Origin of the sequence: Allotamlana fucoidanivorans (assembly GCF_045788535.1) — a bacterium.
GTDB classification, from domain to species: Bacteria; Bacteroidota; Bacteroidia; order Flavobacteriales; family Flavobacteriaceae; genus Allotamlana; species Allotamlana fucoidanivorans.
Genome location: NZ_CP074074.1, coordinates 1,536,008 through 1,560,224 on the forward strand (window position 1 = coordinate 1,536,008; position 24,217 = coordinate 1,560,224).

Here is a 24,217-nt window from a genome sequence, read left to right on the forward strand (position 1 = left end):
ATATTCAATTATTAAGGGTTCTGTATGGAAGTTTTTTTAAGGGAGGTATAAAAAAAGGAGAGCGGTTAATGGCTCTCCTTTTTACGTTTTTTAAGTTCTTCAAACATATGCCTTTTAAACTCTTCTTCAACTAATTTTAGGAGCACTATTTTTTTTGATGAAATAACAGGAGCCAGTTTGTTTGGTAGTTCCATTCTTAAGGCGTGTAGTTTACGCTCTGCAGTTTTAATTCTATTTATCAGATTTTCAGCTTCAGCTTCAGACATCGTTTCAGCGTGATCTTTTATTTCATTACGCAGGGCACGCATTTCTTTGTGTTTAATTTGAAATGTTTCTTTTTCAAAATCGTTATAAATAGGCCAAAAATTTTGGGCTTCACTTTTACTGAGATTTAGTTTTTCAGTAATAAAAGATACTTTAAGCGCCCTAATTTGCTCTCTGCTAGTCCCATTCTTATTTTGGGCCGATAATATTGGAGTTACCACTAATAAAAGTACGGCAATTAATTTTTTCATCTTTATGTATTTATTCAATCATTAAAGTTTCAATGTCAGCATGCTCTAGTAAATAAGCTTCAAGCGCGTCATCATCCACATTAAGCGTCATACCTGTTTCAAGTTCTTCTTCTAATAATAAGGATGCAATTTCATAAGAACTCACATTTTCATCAATGAGATAATCTTCAACCGTTTCAGTGGTTAAAGTATCAAATGTTGGCGTTTTATCAAATATGGAAAGGTTAAGTAATAATATGATGGTAGCAGCGATGCTGGATGCATAAAACACGGCTTTTTTTGTAAAAAGTGATCTTACTTTAGTTGCGGGTTTATCCTCAATACGTGATATAACTGCTTGTTCAATAGTTTCAAAGTACTGCTTTGGAACAGTGAACCCAGAATCATGGCCACTAAGAATACTTGGTTGACCTGTTTTACTGAACACTTTGCTTTCTAGAGATTCAAAATAGTCCTCAGGTATTTTAAACCCCGTTGATTTTATATGATGTAATTTTTTATTTTTCATTTTTTTCTACTTACAGTGTTTTGACTCATTAATTTTACAAAGGTTTAATTATTAGTCAAATAAGCTTCAATTTTTTTTACAGCAATATGATAGGAGGCTTTTAGTCCGCCTTCAGTTATTTCTAGAATTTCAGAGATTTCTTTATATTTTAAATCCTGAAAATATTTCATGTTAAATATCAATTGTTGTTTTTCAGGTAAGGTAGCAATCGCTTTCTGCAACTTTAATTGAATGGTCTTGCCTTCAAAGTAAACATCAGCAGATAAATTAGTAATAGCTAGTTTTTTTACTTCCTCACTACTCACCTGTAATTGTTTGGCACGTTTATTTATAAATGTAATAGATTCATTTGTAGCTATTCTATACATCCACGAGAACAGTTTGCTATCTCCCTTAAAATGATTAATATTCCTATACACCTTAATAAAGGTGTTTTGTAGCACATCATCTGTATCATCATGTGATTTTACTATATGCCTGATGTGCCAATATAGACGCTCTTTGTATAACGACATAAGTGTGCCGAAAGCTTTATCCTTGTGTTGTTCAGATTTTAATTGTTCTACTAGTTCGGCTTCCTTAATCACAAACAATTGTTTACATGTATGACCACGAAATATACAAAAAGTTTAAAATAAATTTTTCATAAACTTGAATAATGTATTATGTTGATATACAGTGTTTTAAATAAAATATTATCGATAAAAAGCATCATAATATCGATAAAGTGTAAATTTTTCTTGTCAGAAACAATTTTCTAACTTATATTTGTCTCAGAAACCTACTTAATATGTTAGTCGTCCCCAAATCTAACATAAACTAAAAAAAGGATAGAAGCCCCCAAAACTCTATCCTTTTTTCATTTTATTTAACTCTTTAAGGGTTATTCAAAACTTTGCATTTCCACTAGCTTTTGGTATACCCCTTTTTTAGCAATGAGTGCCTCGTGTTTTCCTTGCTCTACTATTTCTCCTTTGTGTAGTACAACAATCTCATCGGCGTTTTGAATAGTAGAAAGTCTGTGTGCAATAACTATAGAGGTTCTGTTTTTCATCATGTTTTCAAGTGCCACCTGAACTAGACGTTCACTTTCTGTATCTAAGGCTGAGGTTGCCTCATCTAACACCATAATGGGCGGACTTTTTAAAACGGCTCGCGCAATACTTAAGCGTTGTTTTTGGCCTCCAGAAAGTTTATTGCCAGAGTCTCCTATGTTCGTTTCAATACCTTGAGGTAAGTCTTTTACAAATTCCCAGGCATTGGCCACTTTCAAAGCTTCAATAACTTCAGTGTCAGTGGCGTCGTCTTTGCCAAGTTTTAAGTTATTCTTAATGCTTTCATTGAATAAAATAGCATCTTGGGTTACAATACCAAGTTGATTTCTCAATGAGGCTGTGGTAAGGTCTCTAATATCTGTACCATCAATTTTTATAGCTCCTTTGTTAACATCATAAAATCGGGTAATAAGATTTGCTATAGTGGATTTGCCACTGCCAGATTGGCCAACAAGTGCCACTTTTTTCCCTTTTGGGATAGTAAGCGAAAAATCCTTTAAAACATAATCGTTTTCATACTTAAACCAAATGTTTTCAAAAGAGATGTTTTTGTTAAAGCCTGTTTTAACAACAGCATTATCCTTATCTTTTAAAGGGTTTTTAGCATCGATTATTTCTTGAATCCGTTCCGCAGCAGCATTACCTTGCTTGATATTATACAGCCCTCTTGAAATGGCTTTGGCAGGAACCATAATGTTATAGGCTAATCCCATATAGGCAATAAAGGAACTACCATCAAGAGATTGATCTACTAAAACAAGCTGACCACCATACCACAGTAAGATTGAAATTACTAAAATACCAAGAAACTCACTGGTTGGTGAGGCTAAATTTTGGCGGTTTAATAATTTATTTGAAAAGTGATAAAATCGGTCACTTGATTCTTGAAAACGGTTGTAAAATTTCTCCTGGGCATTAAAACCTTTAATGATTCTTAATCCAGTTAATGTTTCTTCAAGCGTAGAAAGAATAGACCCTTGTTCCTTTTGAACCCGATCTGATTTTCGCTTTAAACTTTTGCCAATTATAGAAATAATCCATCCTGAAAGCGGTATAAAAACAAAAACAAAAATGGTTAGCTTCATACTAATTAGAAGCATCATGATGAGTGTGAAAATAATCATTAAGGGTTCTCTGGCAATAAGCTCTAAAACAGGTAGCATAGAGTATTGAAGGGTGGCTACATCGGTAGTTACTCTGGCCATTACATCTCCTTTTTTCTGATCTGAAAAATAAGATAAAGGGAGCTCTATGGTTTTTTTATACACAGTATTTCTTAAGTCTCTAACAACACCATTCCTTAAAAATACCATAAAGTAATATGCCAAATAGCTAAATATATTCTTTAATAAGAATAGAACGATAATGAGACTTACAACAAAAATTAAGGCTTTTTGGGGATCGTCTTGAGCATATTGATTAACATGATACGCCAAGAAATCCTTATAAAAATCTTTAATATTATTTATACCTTGGTAAACGGGTGCTTCAGTTGGTACAACGGCATCCTTTTGAAACAAAATATCTAGCATAGGAATGAGCGCTACAAAAGAGAGCGCTCCAAAAAGGGCGTAAAAAATATTTGAAACAATGTGTCCTAAAGCATAAGCCTTATAGGGTTTAGCATATTTTAAAATATTGGTAAAGTGACTCATTAAATTAGCTTCATGTCTTTTAAAATCGTTTCAGCTTTAGCGTCTAATTGCGCTTCCACCTTATCGAAATTTTCTATTGAATTTAATGGGGTGTTTACACTAACGTAAAATTTAATTTTAGGCTCTGTGCCGCTTGGTCTTAATGCTACTTGTGACCCATCTTCAGTATAATAAATAATTACATTTGATTTTGGAATATCAATGTCTGATACTTCGCCAGTAAGCCCGTTTTTAGCTACCGATAACTCATAATCTTCAATGCGTACAACTTTTGAACCGTTGATTTCTGATAATGGATTCTCTCTGGCATCAACCATCATTTGTTTGATTTCTTCAGCACCTTCAATACCCTTTTTAGTTAGAGAAACTAGTTTTTCTTTATAACATCCCAGTTCTACATAAAGTTTTATGAGTTCGTTGTAGAAAGAGCTTCCTTTTGATTTGGCAATAGCCGCAATTTCACAGGCTAAAAGGGTTGAGGTTACCGCATCTTTGTCTCTCACAAAGTCGCCCACCATAAACCCGAAACTTTCTTCGCCACCACCAATAAAATCTAATTCAGGGAAATCGTGAATGAGTTTTGCAATCCATTTAAATCCTGTTAAAACAATCTTGCTGTCAACATGATAAGCCGCGGCAAGTTTTTTCAACATGGGCGTAGATACAATAGTTGATGCAATAAACTCTTTGCCTTTTATTTTATCTTCAGCTTTCCATTGTTTTAACAAGAAATCGGTCATCATAACCATGGTTTGATTTCCGTTAAGTAATTGCAATTCATTTTTGCCATTACGCACCGCAACACCTAACCTGTCGCAATCAGGGTCGGTCCCAATCACAATATCTGCATTTACCTTGTCAGCCAATTCTAAGGCCATTTTTAGGGCGGCAGGTTCTTCTGGATTTGGAGACGCCACAGTTGGGAAAGCCCCATCAGGCACTTCTTGCTCTTTTACAATATGTGCGTTTTTGTACCCTGCACGCTTTAAAGTTTCAGGAACAGCGGTTATAGATGTACCGTGAAGTGAGGTAAACACAATAGTTAAATCATCTTTAGCTTCTTGTGTAGCGCCAACGCTTCCGTTAATTACTGAGGCATTTATAAAAACATCATCTACATCTTCACCAATATATGTTATAAGATCTTTGTTTGCGTCAAATTTAATGTTAGAATACTCAACGGTATTTATTTCATTAATCACCCCTTTGTCATGTGGCGGCACTAGTTGCCCACCGTCTTGCCAATACACTTTATAACCGTTATATTCAGGTGGATTATGAGAGGCCGTTAATACAATACCACAATGACAATTTAGGTGTTTTACGGCAAATGATAATTCTGGTGTAGGCCTTAAGTCTTCAAATAAAAAAACTTCAATACCATTAGCAGAAAACACATCGGCAACGACTTTGGCTAAAGTTTTACTGTTATGTCTGCAATCATAAGCAATAACCGTTCTGGGTGTTTCGTTTGGAAACTGTTGGTGTAAATAGTTACTTAAACCCTGTGTACTTTTGCCTAGGGTGTATTTGTTAATCCTGTTTGTGCCAACGCCCATTATGCCACGCATGCCTCCTGTTCCAAACTCTAAATCTTTGTAGAAGCTCTCTTGAATATCTTTCGGACTATTAGCGATGCTTTCTTTTATAGTGGTTTGGGTTTCTTCATCAAAAGTTGGAGTTAACCACGTGTTTATTCTTTCTAAAATTTTAGGTTCAATGTGTATCATAATGCTAAAAAAAAATGGATAACAAAAGTAAGCAATTCGTTCATTTTTCGCGGAATAAATCTTGAAAACCTTCGAAATCGTTATAGCTTACCAAGTTTGATTTTTTGTATTACTTCTGTTTATTTTAAATTCAATGTTTGTTTGATAAAATATCGTTGTTTGTCAGGTCGGTTTCTTAAAATGAGCTCCCCTAAAAATCCGGCAACAAAAAACTGGGTGCCAATAATCATAGTTGCCAGTGCGATATAAAATTGAGGACGTTGGGTGATGAGCCTTCCAAACGGATTAAAATAAAGTTTATCTATGCCCAAATAAGCTGAGAAAGCAAAGCCAATGGTAAACATTATAACGCCTAAGGCTCCAAATAAATGCATAGGTCTACGGGCAAAACGAGACAAGAACCAAATGGTTATTAAATCTAAAAAACCATGGATAAAACGGTCTATACCAAACTTAGTTTCGCCGTATTTTCTAGCTTGATGCTGAACCACTTTTTCCCCAATATTTGTAAAACCAGCATTTTTTGAAAGTACCGGAATATAGCGATGCATTTCACCATTAACATCAATATTTTTTACAACATCAATGTTGTATGCTTTTAGCCCGCAATTAAAGTCATGAAGTTTGACGCCTGATGTTTTTCTGGCAGCCCAATTAAAAAGTTTAGATGGTAAATTTTTAGCAATAACAGAATCATAGCGCTTTTTTTTCCAGCCCGAAACTAAATCGAATCCTTCCTGTTTAATCATTTGGTATAATTCAGGAATCTCATCTGGGCTATCTTGAAGATCGGCATCCATGGTAATAATCACATCGCCTTGCGCTTCATCAAACCCTGCATGAAGGGCTTGAGATTTTCCAAAGTTTTTTAAAAAACGAATGCCCTTTACGTTTGGGTCTTTTGCTGATAATTGGGTGATGGTATCCCATGATTTATCGGTGCTACCATCATCAATAAAAAGAATTTCATATGAAAAATGATTGGATTTCATAACGCGCACAATCCAATCATGAAGTTCTGTTAATGAGTCTTGTTCGTTTAGTAGTGGTATAACTACAGATAGGTCCATTTAGTATTTTGTCAAAAAATAATATCCAAAAATACTGAATTTATTCGGCGTCGGGGTTACTTTTTTTCATTGCAGCTGCTACAATTAATCCTATAATACTGAAAAATACTAAATAACCAGCTAAACCTTTTGCGATATTACCTAGCGCATATTGATTTTGAGATTCAATTTGTTTAACAGCTTCATCTATTTTATCTGATGGACTGTTAAAGCCTTCCATCATTTCAACCGTAGTTTCAATGGTTTTTTCTTTTAAAATCTCGGCTGCTTCGGTATCAATTATATTAAATAGTAGATAAGAGACAAATGTGCTGATTAAAAGCCCTATTAAAACGGTAATAAAATAAGCTGTAAAAGCTTTTTTAAAAGATGCAAAACCATTTTGGGCCTGTTTTACTTTAGCGACTGAAACAATGCCTAAAACAATAATAGCAATTAAAATGAAGATGCCAATCCACATATTCGTGAGCAATTCAATGTTTATGGCATATGATAAAACGGTGATTAGAGCCAGTAAAATGCCAAGATAAAGCCCGTAATTGGTTGCAATTGACTTTAAAGATTTTTCCATAATAAAACAATTAATTTGTTGGTTGCCTAGTTAGTATTCAAAGATATGAAAACGTTACAATTAGAATTAAAATAAAAAAAATTAAAAACTATTGTGCATTTGTAAAAAAAGCTTAAATTTGCACTTCCAAAATTGAAAAGAATAAAAAGCATTTAGCGATGAGAAAAGGTATACATCCAGAAAATTATAGAGTAGTGGCATTTAAAGATATGTCAAATGATGACGTGTTTTTAACTAAATCTACTGCTGATACTAATGAAACTATTGAGGTTGATGGTGTTGAGTATCCATTAGTTAAAATGGAGATTTCTAGAACATCTCATCCATATTATACTGGTAAATCTAAATTAGTTGATACAGCTGGTAGAATTGATAAATTCAAAACTAAATACGCTAAATTTAAGAAATAAATATAGCGCAAATAATATTTTTAAAAAGCCTTTCTTCAAAAGAAAGGCTTTTTTATTTTTACATCGCTATTAATTCAATACCAACTAACGCTATTTATTATGAACTACATTCTCTTTGATGGTCCTGCAAGAAACAGTTTGTTGCCTTTTACTTATACAAGACCTGTTGCTGATATTCGTGTGGGTATCATGACTATTAGGGAAAAATGGGAGTCTTATTTAGATTATACTACCACTACGGTAACAGAAGAATATCTATCAGATAAATTCCCTATGGTAGAGATGGAGGAAAATATCATGATTAATGCCTCTTATTTGCCAAACTTTGAGTTGGTAGAAATGATAAAAGACCTAAAGGAGAATCAAGCTATTTTTAAGGACGAGAATGTTGTCGCTTTTTTTACGAAAGAAGCTCAGGAAGATATTGATTTTGAGGCTTACGAAGCTATTGAATTTCATGAAGATGTTATTGAAATTAATAATACCTGGGATATTTTTTCAAAAAATGGTGAAGCCTTGGTTGACGATTTTAATTTTTTAACACAAGGTAGACGTTCGCAACCTATGCCGTCTAGCAATAACGTTATAGCTTCCGAAAATGTGTTTATTGAAGAAGGCGCGAAACTTGAATTTGTAACACTTAATGCAAGTAAAGGTCCTATTTATATAGGAAGAAACACTGAAATTATGGAAGGTTCCATCATTCGTGGCCCCTTTGCACTTTGTGAAGGCGCTATTGTTAAAATGGGCGCTAAAATTTATGGCCCTACTACTGTAGGACCTTTTAGTAAAGTAGGCGGTGAAATTAATAATGCTGTGTTGTTTGGGTATTCAAATAAAGGTCATGATGGATTTTTGGGGAATTCTGTATTAGGTGAATGGTGTAATCTTGGCGCTGATACAAATACCTCTAATTTGAAGAACAATTATGCCGAGGTGCGTCTTTGGGATTATGAAACGGAGCGTTTTGCACGAACAGGGTTGCAATTTTGCGGACTTATGATGGGAGATCATAGCAAATGTGGTATCAATACCATGTTTAACACGGGAACCGTTGTGGGGGTTAGTGCAAATATTTTTGGAAGCGGATTTCCAAGAAACTTTATCCCTAGTTTTAGTTGGGGCGGTAGTGGCGGATTTACCACATTTTTAACCAAGAAAGCTTTTGAAGTTGCCGAAGTGGTCATGTCTAGACGTCATCTTGAGTTTTCAGATCAAGATAAAGCCATTTTAGAGCATGTCTTTGAAGAAACAAAAAAATACCGCAGAGACTAGACTAATCTTTATATCATATGAATCAGGTTGAAGTGTCTGCAATGATTTTCCATTCCCCATTTATTTTTTTGAAGACCAGCATGAAAATGCCATCTGCGTTTCCAATCTCGCGTTTAATATGATATTCTCCCAAAACAAAATAGGCGCCGTCGTTAATCTTTGAGACATCATTGATTCTAAAACTTAATTTTCCAGTGTGCTCTTCACTGGGATATGCTTTTTGGTAGCGTTCTAAGGTGTTTTTCCAGCCATAGGTTACACCACTTTGACTATAAAATTTTAGTGAATCGCTTTTCCAATAGCCTTCCATATAGGTTTCTAAGTCGTTATTTGACCAAGCTATACGTTGTTTTTTCAAAACTTTGTTTATGGCTTTTATGTCGGCTTCTTCAGAACTTTGAGCATAATTTAGGGAGGCTAAAAGGAGGCAAATTATTAGAGCATGTTTTTTCATAATAAATGCAGGTATTTAATAGGTCATGGTTTTAGTTCTAGTAAATGTAGTAAAAACTATGTTTTAATTGCAATTCATCGATGAAATCCAGTTTAATATTTCGTTGGTCTGATGTTGCAATAGATTAATCGAAAAAAATGATTATTGTTTTATTTATTTTATACTTTAGTGAAAGTCAGAATGATGAACTCCCTAAAACTTCATTTATTTAACCTTTAAAATACATTGTTATGAATTTAAAAATTACTAATTGTAATAACTACTTTAAAGTTAAGGGTATACTTGACAAAGAAAGTGTTTCGTTATTTAACAGCGAATTTGAAAACATTTTTGAAAGAACCAATGCGATAACTATTAGTGTGCAATATGTTGAAAGTATGGATAAATATGGTGTAAACGCTATTGCTAAGTTATATGAGGAGGCTACACGTAAGAACAAAAGCTTATCTATAGTGGGTTACGGCTGTAAGGAGTTGTACCAACACTTTAATACCAATACGGCTGCATAATAGCTTGTATTATAGAGCATTTTTTTGTTGATTGTAAAACGCATCGGCTTGTAGTTGCATGATGACTTGTGACTTTTTGTGTTTGTAAGCATAAAGGGTGGCATCATGCTCAATATCTTGATAGATTTTGTCATTCATGGCATGATTTGTTTTTAGCATAAGATTGCGTTGATAAATGTTTTGTTTTACATGGGTTTTTATGGCTGTTTCCGCATCTTCTAATTTTAAATCATAGGCACTTTTTGGGCTGAGAAGTTTAGCAAGAATGGGTGCTGTTTCAATGGTTAAAAATAGCAGGAAAATAAAAAACGAAGGGAGCCAAGGGAGTTGATTTAAAGCGCTGATGCGAGCCATTAAGCCGTCAAAATTATCTATAACAGGTTGTGTGTTTTTTAGTTGTTGTTTAAAAGCATCTTCTAAGTTAGAAATTTGCGATTCAATGTCTGAAATTTTTAGATGGTTCTTAGCTTTTAATTGATTAAGCTCGGCTAAAAGCGCGTCATGCTTATCACGTTTTTCTTGGTAAACAGGGCCTTTTCCTAAACGTTTGGTTCCTGCGGTGCCTTCTGCTTCGGCAATATAAGTGTTGTATAGGTTGTTTACTACAGTTTCTTTTTCACTAATCTCTTGATTTAGTGTGACAATCTTGTTTTTCAAATCGTTAATGTCAGGCGAATATTGTGTTGCGATTTGCTGTTTATTTGCCAGTGTGAGTGTATGCTGTTTTTCTAGTAAAACCTGATTGATTTCTTTTTCAAAAATTTTCAATTCTAGAGGTTTTGATATGGTTACAGCTATAATGATAGCTAATACTATTCTGGGAGAAGCTTGGATACATTCAACAGAAAAGCGTTCAGACTTTTTTAATGTAGAAACAATATAACGATCTAGATTAAAGATTAATAGGCTCCAAATGAGTCCAAAAAACATAGAGGGAAGTATAGTGTTAAACACGGTGTTAAGGGCATAGCTAGCGGCAATGCAAGCCATTATTGCGGTAAAAAATACGGTAGCTCCTATACCTGCATATTTGTTTTGCTCACCTTTAGAGCAGTGTTCCAATATATCGGTGTCAGCCCCAGAGCAAATGATGAAGAATTGCTTTAACATGATTTGTGATTTTGATTGATGAACTATTAGAACGCAAATAGCACGGAATTGTTACATAATTTGCTGTTTAATTGTTTAGATATCATGTTTTTGTGTAACCAATGTTACGGTGTAAATTTTTAATTTTAAGTAGCTTTATGGCAATTACGTTTTTTAAAAGAGGGATGTACGCATAACGTCATTACCTTGAAAAAATGATATAGTTGGTTTTGGTTTGATTATATATAAGTCAGATTTAAGTTTTTAAATCTGGCTTATTTGTTTCTAGATCTTACACTCTCAATGACTACGGTAAGTAAAATAAGTGTTCCGCCAATAAATGTGTTGGTAGTAGGCATTTCATTAAGAAATAAAAAGGCAATGATGATACCAAAAATAGGTTGTGTGCTACCAATAATACTTGCGGTACTCACAGAAAAGTGCTTTAAACTGGTAATGAATAACGAGTGGCCAATGGCTGTGGTAATCAAAGCTAAAGTAATAATATAAGGGTATTGCGTAATTATATTACTGCTGTTTAAGAAAAACATGACGGGCAGTAACAATATCGCTACTATTAAGGCTTGCTGGGTCATAAGTACTGTACCGTTATAGTTATGTACATGCCGTTTTAAAATTAGGTTGCGCAGGGCGTAGCATAGCGCTGAGAAAATTCCGAATAAAATACCTTTTAAATGGGTGTTCTCAAAATTAAACTGTGGGGCTAGAATATAAATGCCTAAAAGTACTACTAGCGCTAAAAAAACATGAATTGGGTTTAGTTTAGATTTTGTAAAAAAGGGTTCTAGTAAAGCGGTAATTACGGGGAAGGTAAACATAGATAGCATGCCCAATGCAACGTTTGAAAACTTTAAAGCATAGAAATAGGTTACCCAATGCGCTCCTAAAAAAATAGCGCCCAATAGTATAGAGGGTAGGTCTTTTGGTGATTTTATTTTAATGCTATAGTTTTTGTATTTGCAGAAAATGAGTAAAAACAATCCGCCCAATGCACTGCGCCACCAAATAATGACAGGTGCAGGTAGATCAATAAATTTACCTAAAGCGCCGGAGGTGCTAATAAAAATAGTAGCTAGGGTAAGTAATAATAATTGACTGCTATGTTGATTTTTCATATTGAATACAAAGAAAAGATATTTATTGATTTGGTTTGTGTTTTTATCATTCTACCTTAGTAAGGTAGGGTTAATATGCTTTAACAGCATATTTTATAGGATATCAAATATGTTTTATGTAAATTTAAATGAATTTCATTAGTTGCATCTTCAATACTACCCCTAATAATTATTTAGAGCAACTATCATACTATCCTGTGTTTAATTAAGCAAATTGGGTTGGTAGAATTTTAAAATAAATTATTAACCAATTAATTAAATCAATATGAGAAAAACAATTATGATGCTATTCATTATTCTGGTGAGTGGCCAATTTATTCAGGCACAAGGTGCTTCTGTACACTTACATCGAAGAGTTGCAGATACAGATATGGAAGAGGTTTTAAAACGAGAAGTAAAGTATTGGAGCAAGTTTGCTCAAAGTGAAATAGATAAAGGGAATATGTATTTTTGGGGGGTATTTACCCGTATAGGAGGAACAGATTTAGAGAATGAGCCTAATGTTCTTATTGTTAATGGATTCACTGATATTGATAATGAAATTAATTGGGGAGGTATTCAAGAGATGTTTCCAGATGTTAAAATGGAGGATATAGACACAAGAGAGTTGAGTACAACAACCGATGTGGTAATCTTAAGAGATTTAAACAATCATATCCAAGTGCCTGACGCCACAGGTGAAGATTTTAATTTTGTTAGGATAAAGTATCATAATGTAAAAGACCTTCGTTGGCATATAGATTTTGAGGTTAATAAGGTAAAGCCTTTTTTTAAAGCGGATATGGATGCTCATAAATCTAAAAGAAAAGGTTGGGGGAATGCCGTTATTTTAGAGCCAAGGTCTGAGAAGTTTCCTTATAGAGCATATTCATATAATCTGTTTTCAACATTAAGTGATGCTGTGAATCCAAGACATGAAGAAGGTACTTCGTGGCCTGATGGTTTCTTTGATGAATATCAAAAGAATGTTGCGGGGCCTGATGATTCAAGATTGTATAGAGTGATAAAAGTGGTTAGTAAATAGAGATTTAAAAAAGGGGTTGAATATGTATTCAGCCCCTTTTTTATTATTGTGATAATTCTTTAAAATATTTATAAAACCATGGGATGGTTTCTATACCTTTTAAATAGTTCCATACCCCAAAATGTTCGTTAGGCGAGTGAATGGCATCACTGTCTAAGCCAAAGCCCATTAATATGGTTTTACTTTTTAACTCTTGCTCAAAGAGCGAAACAATTGGAATACTACCGCCGCTACGTTGTGGAATAGGCGTTTTACCAAAGGTTTCTTGATATGCTTTGCTTGCGGCTTGATAACCTAAACTATCAATGGGGGTAACATACCCTTGGCCCCCATGATGTGGTGTAACCTTTACTTTTACACCTTTTGGGGCAATACGTTCAAAATGATCTTTAAAAAGTTGTGTAATGTCTTCCCAGTTTTGATTGGGTACTAAACGCATGGATATTTTAGCATAGGCTTTACTTGGAATAACTGTTTTAGCACCTTCACCAGTGTAACCACCCCAAATACCATTAACGTCAAGTGTTGGTCTTATGGAGTTACGCTCATTGGTGGTGTACCCTGATTCGCCATATACGGCCTCTATGTTTAGTGCTTTTTTATAGTTTTCTAAAGAAAATGGAGCTTTACTCATTTCAGCACGTTCTTCATTTGAAAGTTCCTCAACATGGTCATAAAACCTAGGAATGGTGATATGATTATTTTCGTCATGGAGTGAAGCAATCATTTTTGCTAGAATATTGATGGGGTTGGCCACAGCGCCACCGTATAACCCAGAATGTAAATCACGATTTGGCCCTGTAACTTCCACTTCTACATAGCTTAGGCCTCTAAGCCCAGTGGTAATAGAAGGAACATCATTGGCAATCATTCCCGTGTCAGAAATAAGAATGACATCATTTTTAAGCCTATCACGGTTGTTTTTTACAAACGTTCCTAGATGAACACTGCCTACTTCTTCTTCGCCTTCAATCATAAACTTAACATTACAAGGAAGAGTGTTTGTACGTGTCATAAGCTCAAACGCTTTTACATGCATATACATTTGACCTTTGTCATCACAAGCGCCGCGGGCAAAAATGGCGCCATCTGGATGTTTGTCTGTGGGCTTTATAACGGGCTCAAATGGCGGGGAATCCCATAGGTTTATGGGATCGGGTGGTTGTACATCATAGTGACCATAAACAAGTACGGTTGGTAAATTGTCATCAATGATGCGCTCACCGTAAACTATGGGATAGCCCTCTGTTTTATAAATTTCGGTATGATTGCAACCAGCTTGTTTCAGGCTTTCTTGAATGTTGTTTGCCGTTTTTAAAACATCATTTTTGTAGCTAGAGTCGGCACTTATAGACGGTATTTTTAGCAATTCTATAAGCTCTTGTAAAAAGCGATCTTTATGTTCTGAAATATAGGATTGAATGTGATTCATAGTATTTATAATAGGATAAATTCAAAAGTATAAAAAAGAATACTTTTTTAGGGTTTTAAAGTTTGCATTTTAAAAATCTTGTTTATATTTGCAGTCCTTATTGCGGGCGTGGTGGAATTGGTAGACACGCTAGACTTAGGATCTAGTGCCGCGAGGTGTGAGAGTTCGAGTCTCTCCGCCCGCACAATTAAGAAAAAGGCTTCTCATAATTGAGAGGCTTTTTTTTTGACTTTGGTTTTGATACCTCAGCCTATGTTTAGTATAACCACCAATACATGCAAAAAAGGTACAAATACTTATTGTAGTAAATGCTTTTGTTTGCGTTCTTTTAAGATGCCTTTTATAAGTTTAAACAATCTTAATTTGAAATTTTTGTAGTCTTTTAGAAATACATTTACTTTTGATTCTAAAAAGGAATGCTCTATTTTATAGTTGTTGTCTTCTTCTTGTTCGTTTATGCTATTTAGTAGTATAGATAATCTTTTTTCGTGTTCAACGATAAGTCTAATAAGTTTGTCAGTTTTCTTTTCGTATGCAATTAAATAATCAATAACCTCTTTACTTTCTTTAAAATGTTTAGAGTCAATGAGTTGTAAGGTGTATGACTTGATGAGATCATTAAAGAATAATTGTTCGTCATGTACAAATCGTAGTTCAGATAACCAGTTAATAGACATGTTATGCATGCTTTCAGGTGTTAACCATGCTTTATACTGTTTTATTTGCTTAGTTTTCATTTTTGTAGATTTTAAAACCAAGCAGAAATCTATATGTTTTTGATTGCTGCTTGGTTTGAATTAGTCAATAATGATAATTTTTTTATTGCTAGCTACTTCTGTAGCTTTTTCCTTCAAGAGTTTTATATGTAAAATACCTCTTGTGTATGATGCTGAAATGTTAGTGTTAACATTCACAGTTTTTGGAAGTACAATAGAGCGCATAAATGATTTGTAGCTAAATTCTTTTCGGGAATAGCTTGTGTTATTTGGCTCATTGGATACTGCTTTTTCACCGTGAACATGAAGCATGTTGTCTTCCATACTAATTTCAAAATCACTTTTATCAAATCCAGGTGCTGCAAATTCAATTTCAAAGTATTCTTTATCTTCTTTTACATTCATAGCAGGCATTACGCTGCCTTCTTCGTAGAAATCGTTTCTGTAAGCATCTTTGACTTTTATAAGATTGTTCAAATCTTTGAATCTAGTATGGAAAAATCGGTCATTCCAAGGCCTAGCCAGACTGCTGGTCCAAGGCGTCAGCAACCTATTGTCAGAACCAGATAATAGATTCTTTCTTCGTTGTTTTAAGCGTGTTGTCATGACATGATACATTTTGCGGTTATTTGTATAACATGCAATAAATTAAGTATATAAAATGTAATGAACAATGATATTTGTTAGGAATAGGGTTTTTTTTGTGAAAAAATCGAAGAATAAATCATCGCTATTTAGTTTTGATTGAAAATTCTATAATTTGAGTTCGTATCGTTGATTTAGCTTCGGTATGGTTATATTCCAGTGGTAGGTATGTTTTATTTTTAATCGAAAAGCATCTAGGGCTTTAGGTTCACCATGAATAAGAAAGACCTTTTCTGGAATGTTTTTAATATTACTCACCCAATTTAAAAGATCTTGCTGATCGGCGTGTGCCGATAAACTTTCTATGTTTTTGATGCTTGCTTTTACGGTATAGTATTTTCCGAAAAAGCGGATTTCATGTGTGCCTTCCTGCAATTGTCTGCCTCGAGTGCCTTCGGCTTGATAGCCAACGAGTAAAATGGTTGTAGAGACTTTATCAATAAGTTGTTGTAAATAGGTTAAAACACGACCTCCAGTCACCATACCGCTTCCAGCTATTACTATTTTAGATTGTGGGTCATCAATTGTTTCCCATGTTTCTCTGTAAGACCTAATAGTGTTCACATGATTACACATGGCATGATATTCAGAGGGTGAGAGTTTATGCCATTCAGGAAATCTATGAAAGACCTCTAAAATGTTGTTGCCCATGGGGCTATCTACAAAAATGGGAATGTTTGGAATTTTATTTTTTTGGTACAGTTGCCAAAGTAAATATATAAGTGTTTGCATGCGTTCAACAGCAAAACTTGGGATGATTAAAGTGCCTTTTTTATTTAGGGTGTCTGCTATAATTTCGGCGAGCATATTTTCGGTATCGTTATCAGGATGCCGTTTATCTCCGTAGGTGCTTTCTATAAACAAATAATCTGCCCATTCTGGTTTTTGGGGTTTGTAGAGTAAGTAATCTTGTTCTCTGCCAATATCTCCAGAAAATACAAGGCGTTTACCATGCAGTTCTATTTCAATAAAGGAAGCACCAATAATATGACCGTTGTACTGAAACCTAAAGGACACATGTTCTGAAAGGAAATGCCAATAGTCTATAGGTTTCTCATGAAAAAGGCTTATCGTTTTTTCAGCTTCAGTTTTTGTGAAAAAAGGTAAGGCAGGCACATGCTTGGTGTATTGCTCGGTATTTGCTTTTTTAGCTTCTTCTTCGTGTATTTTTGCGCTGTCTCTTAATATAATTGAAGCAATGGTCAGAGTAGGGCCTGTTCCTATTATTTTACCAGAAAAGCCTTGTTTTAAAAGTCGCGGTAAATAGCCTATATGGTCTAGGTGACCGTGAGTTAGCAATACCACATCTACAGTTGCTACATCTATGGGTAAGTCTTCCCAGTTTAATGCTCTTAATTCTTTTAAACCTTGAAACATACCACAGTCAACGAGCATGTTTATATGGGCAGTTTCTAAAAAAAACTTTGATCCAGTAACCGTTCTTGCTCCTCCCAAAAAACGAATGTAGGCCTTGCTTGTCATAATGCGGAATGATTACATAAGGTGCTAATTTCCTTAAGGATTTTTTTCTTTCTAATTTCGGATATCTCTAAGTCATCTAAATAAAGATTATCTTCTAGTAATTCTCTAGCTAAAACAATATCCCTACTTAATAAAAATTGCTTTTCTCGTTGTGATAATAAGGTAGATACCGTTATGGGATATAATCCAAGACGATCTATTCTGTCTTTTAAGCCATTGTTTGGCGGGTAATTCCAACTTAGCAAATAGAGATGCGCACATTGGCCATATGCTATGGCATCTAGTGTGAATCTGGTATTGGTAACTACCCAGCCCTTAGTGAGCTTTGTTTCATACTTTTGATTTGTATTCCAGTGTTTTTTCACGTCGTTGTATCTAGAATGAATATATAATGGGATTTTAACATTACAATTAATACCCTCTTCGCCATGAAATTTACACTCTACAAGAATGGTCTTTTGGTTTTTATGAGCCAAAATATCTATTTCATGTGTAACACACTGTCCTTGAATAATTTTACCAACTTGGGTGGTGTAGCCAGAATACTTTAAAATAGCACTAATGAATCGCTCAAAAGGAAACCCTGTAGGACCTAATTCGTAAATAGCTTTTTTTAACTTGTATTTTGAGGCAAAGCAACTTTCTTCTTGCTTAAGTAAAGAAAACGCCCTATTATATATTTCTTTAGTTGAAATGCCATTGTATAATTCGTCTTTGACCTTGTCAATAATTTCTGAAATCAACTTATGATCGGCTCCCGTTCGACTTAAGGAAGCTTTAAGTTTTTCAAGTGAAAATTTAACTTTTTCTCCTGAAGTCTTTACAATATCAAACGTGTCTGTTTTCATGTTTGGTTAGTTTCAGATATTACAAGTCTTATAACACATAACTGTTACACTTAAGTTAGTTTTAATTTCTATCTCAAGTTAAACATAAAATCACTAAAAATTTATAACAAAGATCAGTTAGAGCATTTTTGTAGCGATTAACTATTTCTAAAAAAATAGTTTAATCTTTACGTTTCTTTTGGTCACTTAAACACTTTCGTTAATTTATGTTATTTTTTTTGATTTTTTAAACGTAACCGTTTAAAGATTATATATTTGCAAAATATTAGCTTTTTTGAAGGAAATGAGATCTCAATTAAAAGCCTTTTTATAGAACATTAAACCATAATCATAATTAAAAAAATGAACAAAAGATTAGATCAACAAGCGGCAGATAACATACGTGCATTAGCGGTAGCCATGGTAGAGAAAGCGAAGTCAGGGCATCCAGGCGGACCCATGGGAGGTGCTGATTTTATGCATATTCTGTATTCAGAATTTTTTAATTATGATCCATCAGATATGACTTGGCCTTTTAGAGATCGTTTCTTTATGGATGCAGGGCATTTATCCACTTTAATGTATGCCCAATATTATCTTTTAGGAAACTATGCCAAAGAAGATGTTGCCAATTTCCGTCAATGGGGTTCTATCACACCAGGTCACCCAGAAGTAGATGTAAAACGAGGTATTGAAAACACCTCCGGTCCCTTAGGGCAAGGACACACTATGGGAGTAGGTGCTGCCATCGCTGCTAAATTTTTACAAGCACGATTTGGTGATTGGATGAACCATAAAATCTATGGGTTTATTTCAGATGGTGGTATTCAGGAAGAAATCTCACAAGGAGCAGGTAGAATAGCAGGGCATTTAGGATTGAGTAATTTCATTATGTTCTTTGATTCCAATGATATTCAGTTATCTACATCGACTGATGAGGTAACCACAGAAGATACCGCTATGAAGTACGAGGCTTGGGGCTGGAAAGTGGTAACAATAGATGGTCATAACCACGATGAAATTCGTCAGGCCTTAAAAGATGCGAATGCTGAAACAGAAAAACCAACCTTAATTATAGGTAAAACCATTATGGGTAAAGGTTGTGTAACGGCAGAAGGTGAGATGTTTGAAGGCTACTGTGAGTTACATGGACAGCCTATAGGAGCAACAGGAGCCGATTACGAAAAGACGTTATTAAACTTAGGGGCTAATCCAGCATCTCCATTTGATATTTATGACGATGTTCAGGCCTTCTACACAGATATCATTGCAGAAAAAACAGCGCAAGCAGCTCAGAAAAAAGCAGAAATTGAGGCTTGGAGACAAGAGAATAGCGCTCTAGCAGAAAAATTAGATTTCTTTTTATCAGGACAGTTACCAGTATTAGATTTTGAATCTATTGAGCATAAAGCAGGCTTAGCCTCAAGAGCTGCCTCATCAAATGTATTAGGCTATTTGGCTGAGAATGTAGAAAATATGATTGTGTCTTCAGCCGATTTATCAAACTCCGATAAAACCGATGGGTTCTTAAAGAAATCTTCAGCCTTACAGAAAGGTGATTTTAGCGGTTCGTTTTTACAGGCAGGTGTTGCCGAGTTAACCATGGCATGTATTGCTAACGGTATAGCATTACATGGTGGTATTATTCCTGTAGTAGCTACCTTCTTTGTATTCTCAGATTATATGAAGCCAGCAATCAGATTGAGTGGAATTCAAGAGTTGCCAGTAAAATACGTATGGACTCATGATGCCTTTAGAGTAGGTGAGGATGGTCCAACCCATCAACCTGTAGAGCAAGAAGCGCAAATTCGTTTGTTAGAAAAACTTAAAAACCACAGTGGGAAACCAAGTTTCTTAGCCTTACGCCCAGCAGATTCAGCCGAAACAAGTGTGGCTTGGAAAATGGCATTAGAGAACACCAGCACGCCATCGGGATTGATTTTATCAAGACAAGGTATTAAAGATATTCCTGCACAAGGCGCATCAAGATATCAAGAAGCTTTAGGCGCTGAAAAAGGCGGTTATTTAGTAAAATCTGTAGACAATCCAGATGTTGTTTTAGTAGCCAACGGATCTGAAGTTGCTACTTTATGGGCCGCAGCCGAGATACTAGAAAACAAAGAAAATTTAAAAGTAAGTATAGCTTCAGTGATTTCAGAAGGCGTGTTCAGACAACAATCAGAAGACTACCAAAATAGTGTAATTCCTAGAAATACACCATTATTTGGTTTAACAGCAGGACTTCCAGTAAACTTAGAAGGCTTAGTAGGCGCTCAAGGTAAAGTATTCGGATTAGATCATTTTGGTTACTCGGCACCAGCAGGTGTATTAGATGAGAAATTCGGATTTACCGGTGAGCAAGTAAGCCAAGAAGTTTTAGCCTATTTAAGCAAAACTGTATTAACAAAATAATAAACGAAACAATGAAATTTTTTATAGATACCGCAAATCTTGATGATATTGCAGAAGCGCAAGCCTTAGGTGTATTAGATGGTGTAACAACCAATCCGTCATTAATGGCAAAAGAAGGCATTACAGGCGAAGAAAACATTAAGAATCATTACATAAAAATATGTGATATTGTTGAAGGTGATGTAAGTGCTGAAGTAATTTCAACAAATTTTGAAGGCATGGTAAAAGAAGGTGAAGCCTTAGCTGCTTTACACCCACAGATTGTGGTGAAATTACCATTAATAGCTGACGGAATTAAAGCATGTAAGTACTTTTCGGATAAGGGTATAAGAACTAACGTAACCTTAGTGTTCTCGGCAGGACAAGCATTATTGGCAGCCAAAGCAGGAGCTACTTATGTGTCGCCATTCTTAGGGCGTTTAGATGATATCTCAACCGATGGTTTAAACCTAATAGCTGAAATCAGACAGATTTATGATAACTACGGTTTTGATACACAAATTTTAGCAGCCTCTATCCGTCATACCATGCATGTGATTGACTGTGCAAAAATTGGTAGTGATGTAATGACAGGCCCGTTATCATCTATTACAGGTTTATTAAAACATCCTTTAACAGATATAGGATTGGCTAAATTCTTAGAAGATTATAAAAAAGGGAATTCTTAAAAAAAGAATTTGAACTTTATAAAAGTAAAAAGCTTCTCGCATCAAGGTATTCTTGAGTTGAGAAGCTTTTTCGGTTTAAACAAATAAACTATAATTTCACAAGCTTAACGGTGTTAACTTGTCCGTTGTTATTTTTTGCCTTAATAAGATAAATACTTTGTGGTAAGTTGGTAACATCAAAAACAAAATTCTTTGAAAATGTTCCTTTGAAGATTTTAATTACCTTTCCTGTGATATTATAGATTTCAACATGATTTACATCGGCATTTAAGCTGAATGTTCCACGTGAAGGGTTGGGAAATATTTGGAAGCTAGGAATAAATTCAGGACTACTATTTGATAAGGTAACCCCTTTATTACCGTATATTTTAAATTCTCCAGGACCTAAGTTAATGGTGTTTGTGTTTCCATCAATTAACGTGGAATTGCTTTCATCCATTAAATCATACCAAGAACCACCATAGGGAAAGTTTGGGTTTACATTTTGTGCTGTTACTGCAAAATTTGCTATAATTACAACATTTTTTAAATCGGTACCTTGGCTATTTTCGTTACCTGTAAAGATGCTAATTCTAGGTGTTTGGGTTCCAGATGTTATATTGTAATCACCTTCAAATACGGGTTCATTAATTTTTAAAGCATTTAGCCTTGCCCAATCTTTGTAAATTTGGTTTCTATTAGTGTTGCTTAACCAATTTTCCGTCCATTGTGGTTGCGGCTTAGTGTCTAATTTACAATCTCCTGGTATGGCATCATAATCTGTGTTTACTGACCCATCGCTACAAGTAAAAATGGAATTGTTCATACCTAATGCAGCAAAGTGCCATATCATTTTTGGTCCGGGAATAGGCAAAGAAACAGCTCCAATTGCAGACATACGTTTTAATGCAATATTTAATTCTTTCACGTTGTGAGATGGGTTGGTATCAACTCCAAATTGTGTCATTTCATACATTATTCTGTCTTTGTCATGACTTTCAGGGTAACCAATAACACGTTTTCCTGTAAACCCTGTATGAGCTTTATGTCCCATGCGGTCAATATTAATAGTGTTATTTTGACCTTGGCCAAGGTTTTTAAAGGCGCCCCATTCTTCACTCCACATCATTACACCTTTACCTTCATTTATACGATAGTTGGCCCATTCTTTTTCTTCATTATCAGACCCTAAGTGTTCAAAAATCACATAGTGCGTGGCATCTAAACTCCAAGAATAATCAGCGTACTCTTTCAAAACGTCTACGCGGTCTTGTTGAAAATTATTTGTACAGGTTTCGTCACCATCAGTACAGTTTTGTGTAAACCCTTTTGTTAAATCCCATCTAAATCCATCAATATTAAAGACTTCAATCCAATGTTTTACTACGCGTTTTGTGTAAGCTTGTGTTACGTCACTTGAATGATTAAAATCAGAACCTACATTATAGGCGTGTCTTGGTGTTTCATTGAAATAAGGGTTTTCGGCGCTTGGTTCACCCCAGCCATCACCATCGGGGTCGTTCATCCACATACGTACCATAGGGTTTCTTCCAAAAGCATGATTCAAAGCGATGTCTAATATCACTGCTATGCCATTTTGGTGACAAGTGTCTATAAGTTCTTTAAATTTATCTTCGGTACCGTAAAACTTATCTAAAGCCATATGAAATGAAGTGTTATATCCCCAGCTTTCATTGCCTTCAAACTCCATAACGGGCATAAGTTGAATGGCATTAATGTTGAGATTTTTAAAGTAGTCAATGCGGTCAATGATGTTTTGGTAATTTCTATTGGCATCAAAATCTCGAATTAAGACTTCGTAAATCACTAAATCTTCTTTTTTAGGTCTATTGAAATTTGTGACCTGCCAATTATACTGAGGTTTGTTAGTTTGCAAAACGGTAACCTCACGTTCCTGTCCAGCGGGATAGGTTGGTAAATTAGGATAAGTACTTGAAGGTATTCCAGGGTCATCAAAGGGGGATAATACTAGCGTAGAATAAGGGTCGGCAGTTTTAACTAGAGCCGGTGACCCAGCAATTGGATTTTTATCATAGACCCAATATTGATATGTGTAAATCTGACTAGGAGTGAGTCCTGTTAATTCTATCCAAAATTTGTCCGATCCTGTATCTTTTTTCATAAAATCAGAATTAGACGGATTGTAGTTATTGAAGCTCCCTGCAAGTTGCACATATTCTTTACCTGGCGCGTTTAATACTAAAGTTGCTTTTGTTGCATCAGAAGTGTTGTAATTAATACCTTCAGCTAGTCCATTAGGAAGTGCTTCTTCAATGGTTGGAGGTACTATAATAATAGCTCTTGTTGCTTCGCCAATATCAGAACCACTTAAAGGCGAGCCAACAACTTTTAATGTGCCGTTTTGAGTAATATTATTTATTATGCCCTGAGCGTTTGGAAATCCCATGCCTGAAGCTTTTTCTACACCATCCAAAAAATAAGTAAACTCGCCTGGTTCAATGCTGCCCTGAAATGACAGATTAGTTTTTACGGTTAGGTTTTCTCCGGCTTCAATAAATATTGGGTTTGATGTAGGTTCAACAATATTTATAATAACAATTCCTACGGCAAAAACAAAGTCTTTACAGCCTGATGCTTTTAATTCTTGATTACCGTCAGGACTTCTAAATACCATACCTAATTGAGTGGCATTTATGCTTTGCGTATCTGTTAATCCAAAGTACGTTTTTGGTGTTATTGTAATTGACCAAATACCTCCTCCTTGGTTTTGCATTTCTCCTACGCCATCATCTTGTCCCCAATTACCTACTACTTTGAATCCAAAAGCATCAGAATTATCACCAATTCCCGAATGCATGTAGACTTTTGAAGGATTAGTCAAACCGTTACAATCCGAAGCATTACTATTAATATCTACCGTAATAGTTATAGATTGATCAACTTCAAATGCATTTGGGGAAAGCGTTACTTGAGCTTTTGAGAAATGAAAAGCAAGTGCAAAAAGTAATATGAAAGTAATTTTTTTCATAATAAGAGTTTTTATTGAAAAAAAAAGGGCTATAAAATTATAGCC

22 protein-coding genes and 1 tRNA gene are annotated in these 24,217 nt (G+C 34.9%); 7 read left to right on the top strand and 16 right to left on the bottom strand.

Annotation, left to right across the window (positions count from 1 at the left end):
- Positions 1–65 precede the first annotated feature (65 nt).
- The 7 genes from KFZ70_RS07085 to KFZ70_RS07115 all read right to left on the bottom strand — a co-directional run bounded on the left by KFZ70_RS07085 (position 66) and on the right by KFZ70_RS07115 (position 7,104).
- Positions 66–515 (bottom strand): hypothetical protein, encoded by a 450-nt coding sequence (locus tag KFZ70_RS07085; protein WP_139695678.1) that lies wholly within the window; start codon positions 513–515, stop codon positions 66–68.
- A 10-nt stretch (positions 516–525) separates the two neighbouring features.
- Positions 526–1,023, bottom strand: a complete 498-nt coding sequence (locus KFZ70_RS07090) for a hypothetical protein (RefSeq protein ID WP_139695676.1) — start codon at positions 1,021–1,023, stop codon at positions 526–528.
- 44 nt (positions 1,024–1,067) lie between these two features.
- Positions 1,068–1,610, bottom strand: a complete 543-nt coding sequence (locus KFZ70_RS07095; protein ID WP_139695674.1) for an RNA polymerase sigma factor — start codon at positions 1,608–1,610, stop codon at positions 1,068–1,070.
- Between the two features lie 296 nt (positions 1,611–1,906).
- A complete protein-coding gene (locus KFZ70_RS07100) occupies positions 1,907–3,733 on the bottom strand; it encodes an ABC transporter ATP-binding protein (protein WP_139695672.1) in 1,827 nt (608 codons plus the stop codon).
- Positions 3,733–5,463: a phospho-sugar mutase gene (locus KFZ70_RS07105; RefSeq protein WP_199240661.1), complete on the bottom strand. Its 1,731-nt coding sequence runs from the start codon at positions 5,461–5,463 to the stop codon at positions 3,733–3,735. Before KFZ70_RS07105 ends, KFZ70_RS07100 begins: the two co-directional genes overlap by 1 nt.
- A 119-nt stretch (positions 5,464–5,582) precedes the next feature.
- Positions 5,583–6,533: a glycosyltransferase family 2 protein gene (locus KFZ70_RS07110; RefSeq protein WP_139695670.1), complete on the bottom strand. Its 951-nt coding sequence runs from the start codon at positions 6,531–6,533 to the stop codon at positions 5,583–5,585.
- 40 nt (positions 6,534–6,573) lie between these two features.
- Complete coding sequence (locus tag KFZ70_RS07115) at positions 6,574–7,104, bottom strand: DUF4199 domain-containing protein (protein WP_139695669.1); 531 nt, start codon at positions 7,102–7,104, stop codon at positions 6,574–6,576.
- A 158-nt stretch (positions 7,105–7,262) separates the two neighbouring features.
- Here KFZ70_RS07115 and KFZ70_RS07120 point away from each other — a divergent pair, with 158 nt between their 5' ends.
- Together KFZ70_RS07120 and KFZ70_RS07125 are read left to right on the top strand one after the other, a co-directional pair.
- Complete coding sequence (locus KFZ70_RS07120; RefSeq protein ID WP_139695667.1) at positions 7,263–7,514, top strand: type B 50S ribosomal protein L31; 252 nt, start codon at positions 7,263–7,265, stop codon at positions 7,512–7,514.
- Between the two features lie 99 nt (positions 7,515–7,613).
- Entirely contained in the window at positions 7,614–8,789 is a 1,176-nt protein-coding gene (locus KFZ70_RS07125) for a GlmU family protein (RefSeq protein WP_139695665.1), read from the top strand.
- Between the two features lie 22 nt (positions 8,790–8,811).
- On the opposite strand, the gene KFZ70_RS07130 is transcribed toward KFZ70_RS07125, so the two are convergent.
- A complete protein-coding gene (locus KFZ70_RS07130; protein WP_139695663.1) occupies positions 8,812–9,243 on the bottom strand; it encodes a DUF4440 domain-containing protein in 432 nt (143 codons plus the stop codon).
- Positions 9,244–9,473: 230 nt separating this feature from the next.
- Between KFZ70_RS07130 and KFZ70_RS07135 the strand changes: the two genes are divergently transcribed.
- Positions 9,474–9,752, top strand: coding sequence for an STAS domain-containing protein (locus KFZ70_RS07135; RefSeq protein ID WP_139695661.1), 279 nt, complete (start codon positions 9,474–9,476; stop codon positions 9,750–9,752).
- Between the two features lie 9 nt (positions 9,753–9,761).
- Here the strand turns inward: KFZ70_RS07135 and KFZ70_RS07140 are convergent, their stop codons facing one another.
- Positions 9,762–10,862 (bottom strand): DUF4407 domain-containing protein, encoded by a 1,101-nt coding sequence (locus tag KFZ70_RS07140; RefSeq protein ID WP_139695659.1) that lies wholly within the window; start codon positions 10,860–10,862, stop codon positions 9,762–9,764.
- Between the two features lie 254 nt (positions 10,863–11,116).
- Positions 11,117–11,977: a DMT family transporter gene (locus tag KFZ70_RS07145; protein ID WP_139695657.1), complete on the bottom strand. Its 861-nt coding sequence runs from the start codon at positions 11,975–11,977 to the stop codon at positions 11,117–11,119.
- 265 nt (positions 11,978–12,242) lie between these two features.
- On the opposite strand from KFZ70_RS07145, the gene KFZ70_RS07150 reads away from it, so the two are divergent.
- Positions 12,243–13,001, top strand: a complete 759-nt coding sequence (locus tag KFZ70_RS07150; protein ID WP_139695655.1) for a hypothetical protein — start codon at positions 12,243–12,245, stop codon at positions 12,999–13,001.
- Between the two features lie 43 nt (positions 13,002–13,044).
- Here the strand turns inward: KFZ70_RS07150 and KFZ70_RS07155 are convergent, their stop codons facing one another.
- A complete protein-coding gene (locus KFZ70_RS07155) occupies positions 13,045–14,433 on the bottom strand; it encodes a dipeptidase (protein WP_139695653.1) in 1,389 nt (462 codons plus the stop codon).
- 102 nt (positions 14,434–14,535) lie between these two features.
- On the opposite strand from KFZ70_RS07155, the gene KFZ70_RS07160 reads away from it, so the two are divergent.
- A tRNA-Leu gene (locus tag KFZ70_RS07160) sits at positions 14,536–14,617 on the top strand.
- Between the two features lie 112 nt (positions 14,618–14,729).
- Here the strand turns inward: KFZ70_RS07160 and KFZ70_RS07165 are convergent.
- From KFZ70_RS07165 to KFZ70_RS07180, 4 genes are all read right to left on the bottom strand, one after another.
- On the bottom strand, positions 14,730–15,170 hold the full coding sequence (locus tag KFZ70_RS07165) for a hypothetical protein (RefSeq protein ID WP_139695651.1): 441 nt from the start codon (positions 15,168–15,170) through the stop codon (positions 14,730–14,732).
- Positions 15,171–15,230: 60 nt separating this feature from the next.
- Positions 15,231–15,755, bottom strand: coding sequence for an Hsp20/alpha crystallin family protein (locus KFZ70_RS07170; protein WP_139695649.1), 525 nt, complete (start codon positions 15,753–15,755; stop codon positions 15,231–15,233).
- A 147-nt stretch (positions 15,756–15,902) separates the two neighbouring features.
- On the bottom strand, positions 15,903–17,276 hold the full coding sequence (locus KFZ70_RS07175; RefSeq protein WP_139695647.1) for an MBL fold metallo-hydrolase RNA specificity domain-containing protein: 1,374 nt from the start codon (positions 17,274–17,276) through the stop codon (positions 15,903–15,905).
- Positions 17,273–18,124 (bottom strand): ATP cone domain-containing protein, encoded by an 852-nt coding sequence (locus KFZ70_RS07180; RefSeq protein WP_139695645.1) that lies wholly within the window; start codon positions 18,122–18,124, stop codon positions 17,273–17,275. Before KFZ70_RS07180 ends, KFZ70_RS07175 begins: the two co-directional genes overlap by 4 nt.
- A gap of 342 nt (positions 18,125–18,466) precedes the next feature.
- Between KFZ70_RS07180 and KFZ70_RS07185 the strand changes: the two genes are divergently transcribed.
- Together KFZ70_RS07185 and fsa are read left to right on the top strand one after the other, a co-directional pair.
- On the top strand, positions 18,467–20,515 hold the full coding sequence (locus tag KFZ70_RS07185) for a transketolase (RefSeq protein WP_139695643.1): 2,049 nt from the start codon (positions 18,467–18,469) through the stop codon (positions 20,513–20,515).
- Positions 20,516–20,526: 11 nt separating this feature from the next.
- Positions 20,527–21,183, top strand: coding sequence for a fructose-6-phosphate aldolase (gene fsa, locus KFZ70_RS07190; protein ID WP_139695641.1), 657 nt, complete (start codon positions 20,527–20,529; stop codon positions 21,181–21,183).
- 88 nt (positions 21,184–21,271) lie between these two features.
- Here the strand turns inward: fsa and KFZ70_RS07195 are convergent, their stop codons facing one another.
- Positions 21,272–24,172 carry an alpha-amylase family glycosyl hydrolase gene (locus tag KFZ70_RS07195; RefSeq protein ID WP_139695639.1) on the bottom strand — a complete coding sequence of 967 codons (2,901 nt, stop codon included), beginning with the start codon at positions 24,170–24,172 and terminating at the stop codon, positions 21,272–21,274.
- Between the last annotated feature and the right edge of the window lie 45 nt (positions 24,173–24,217).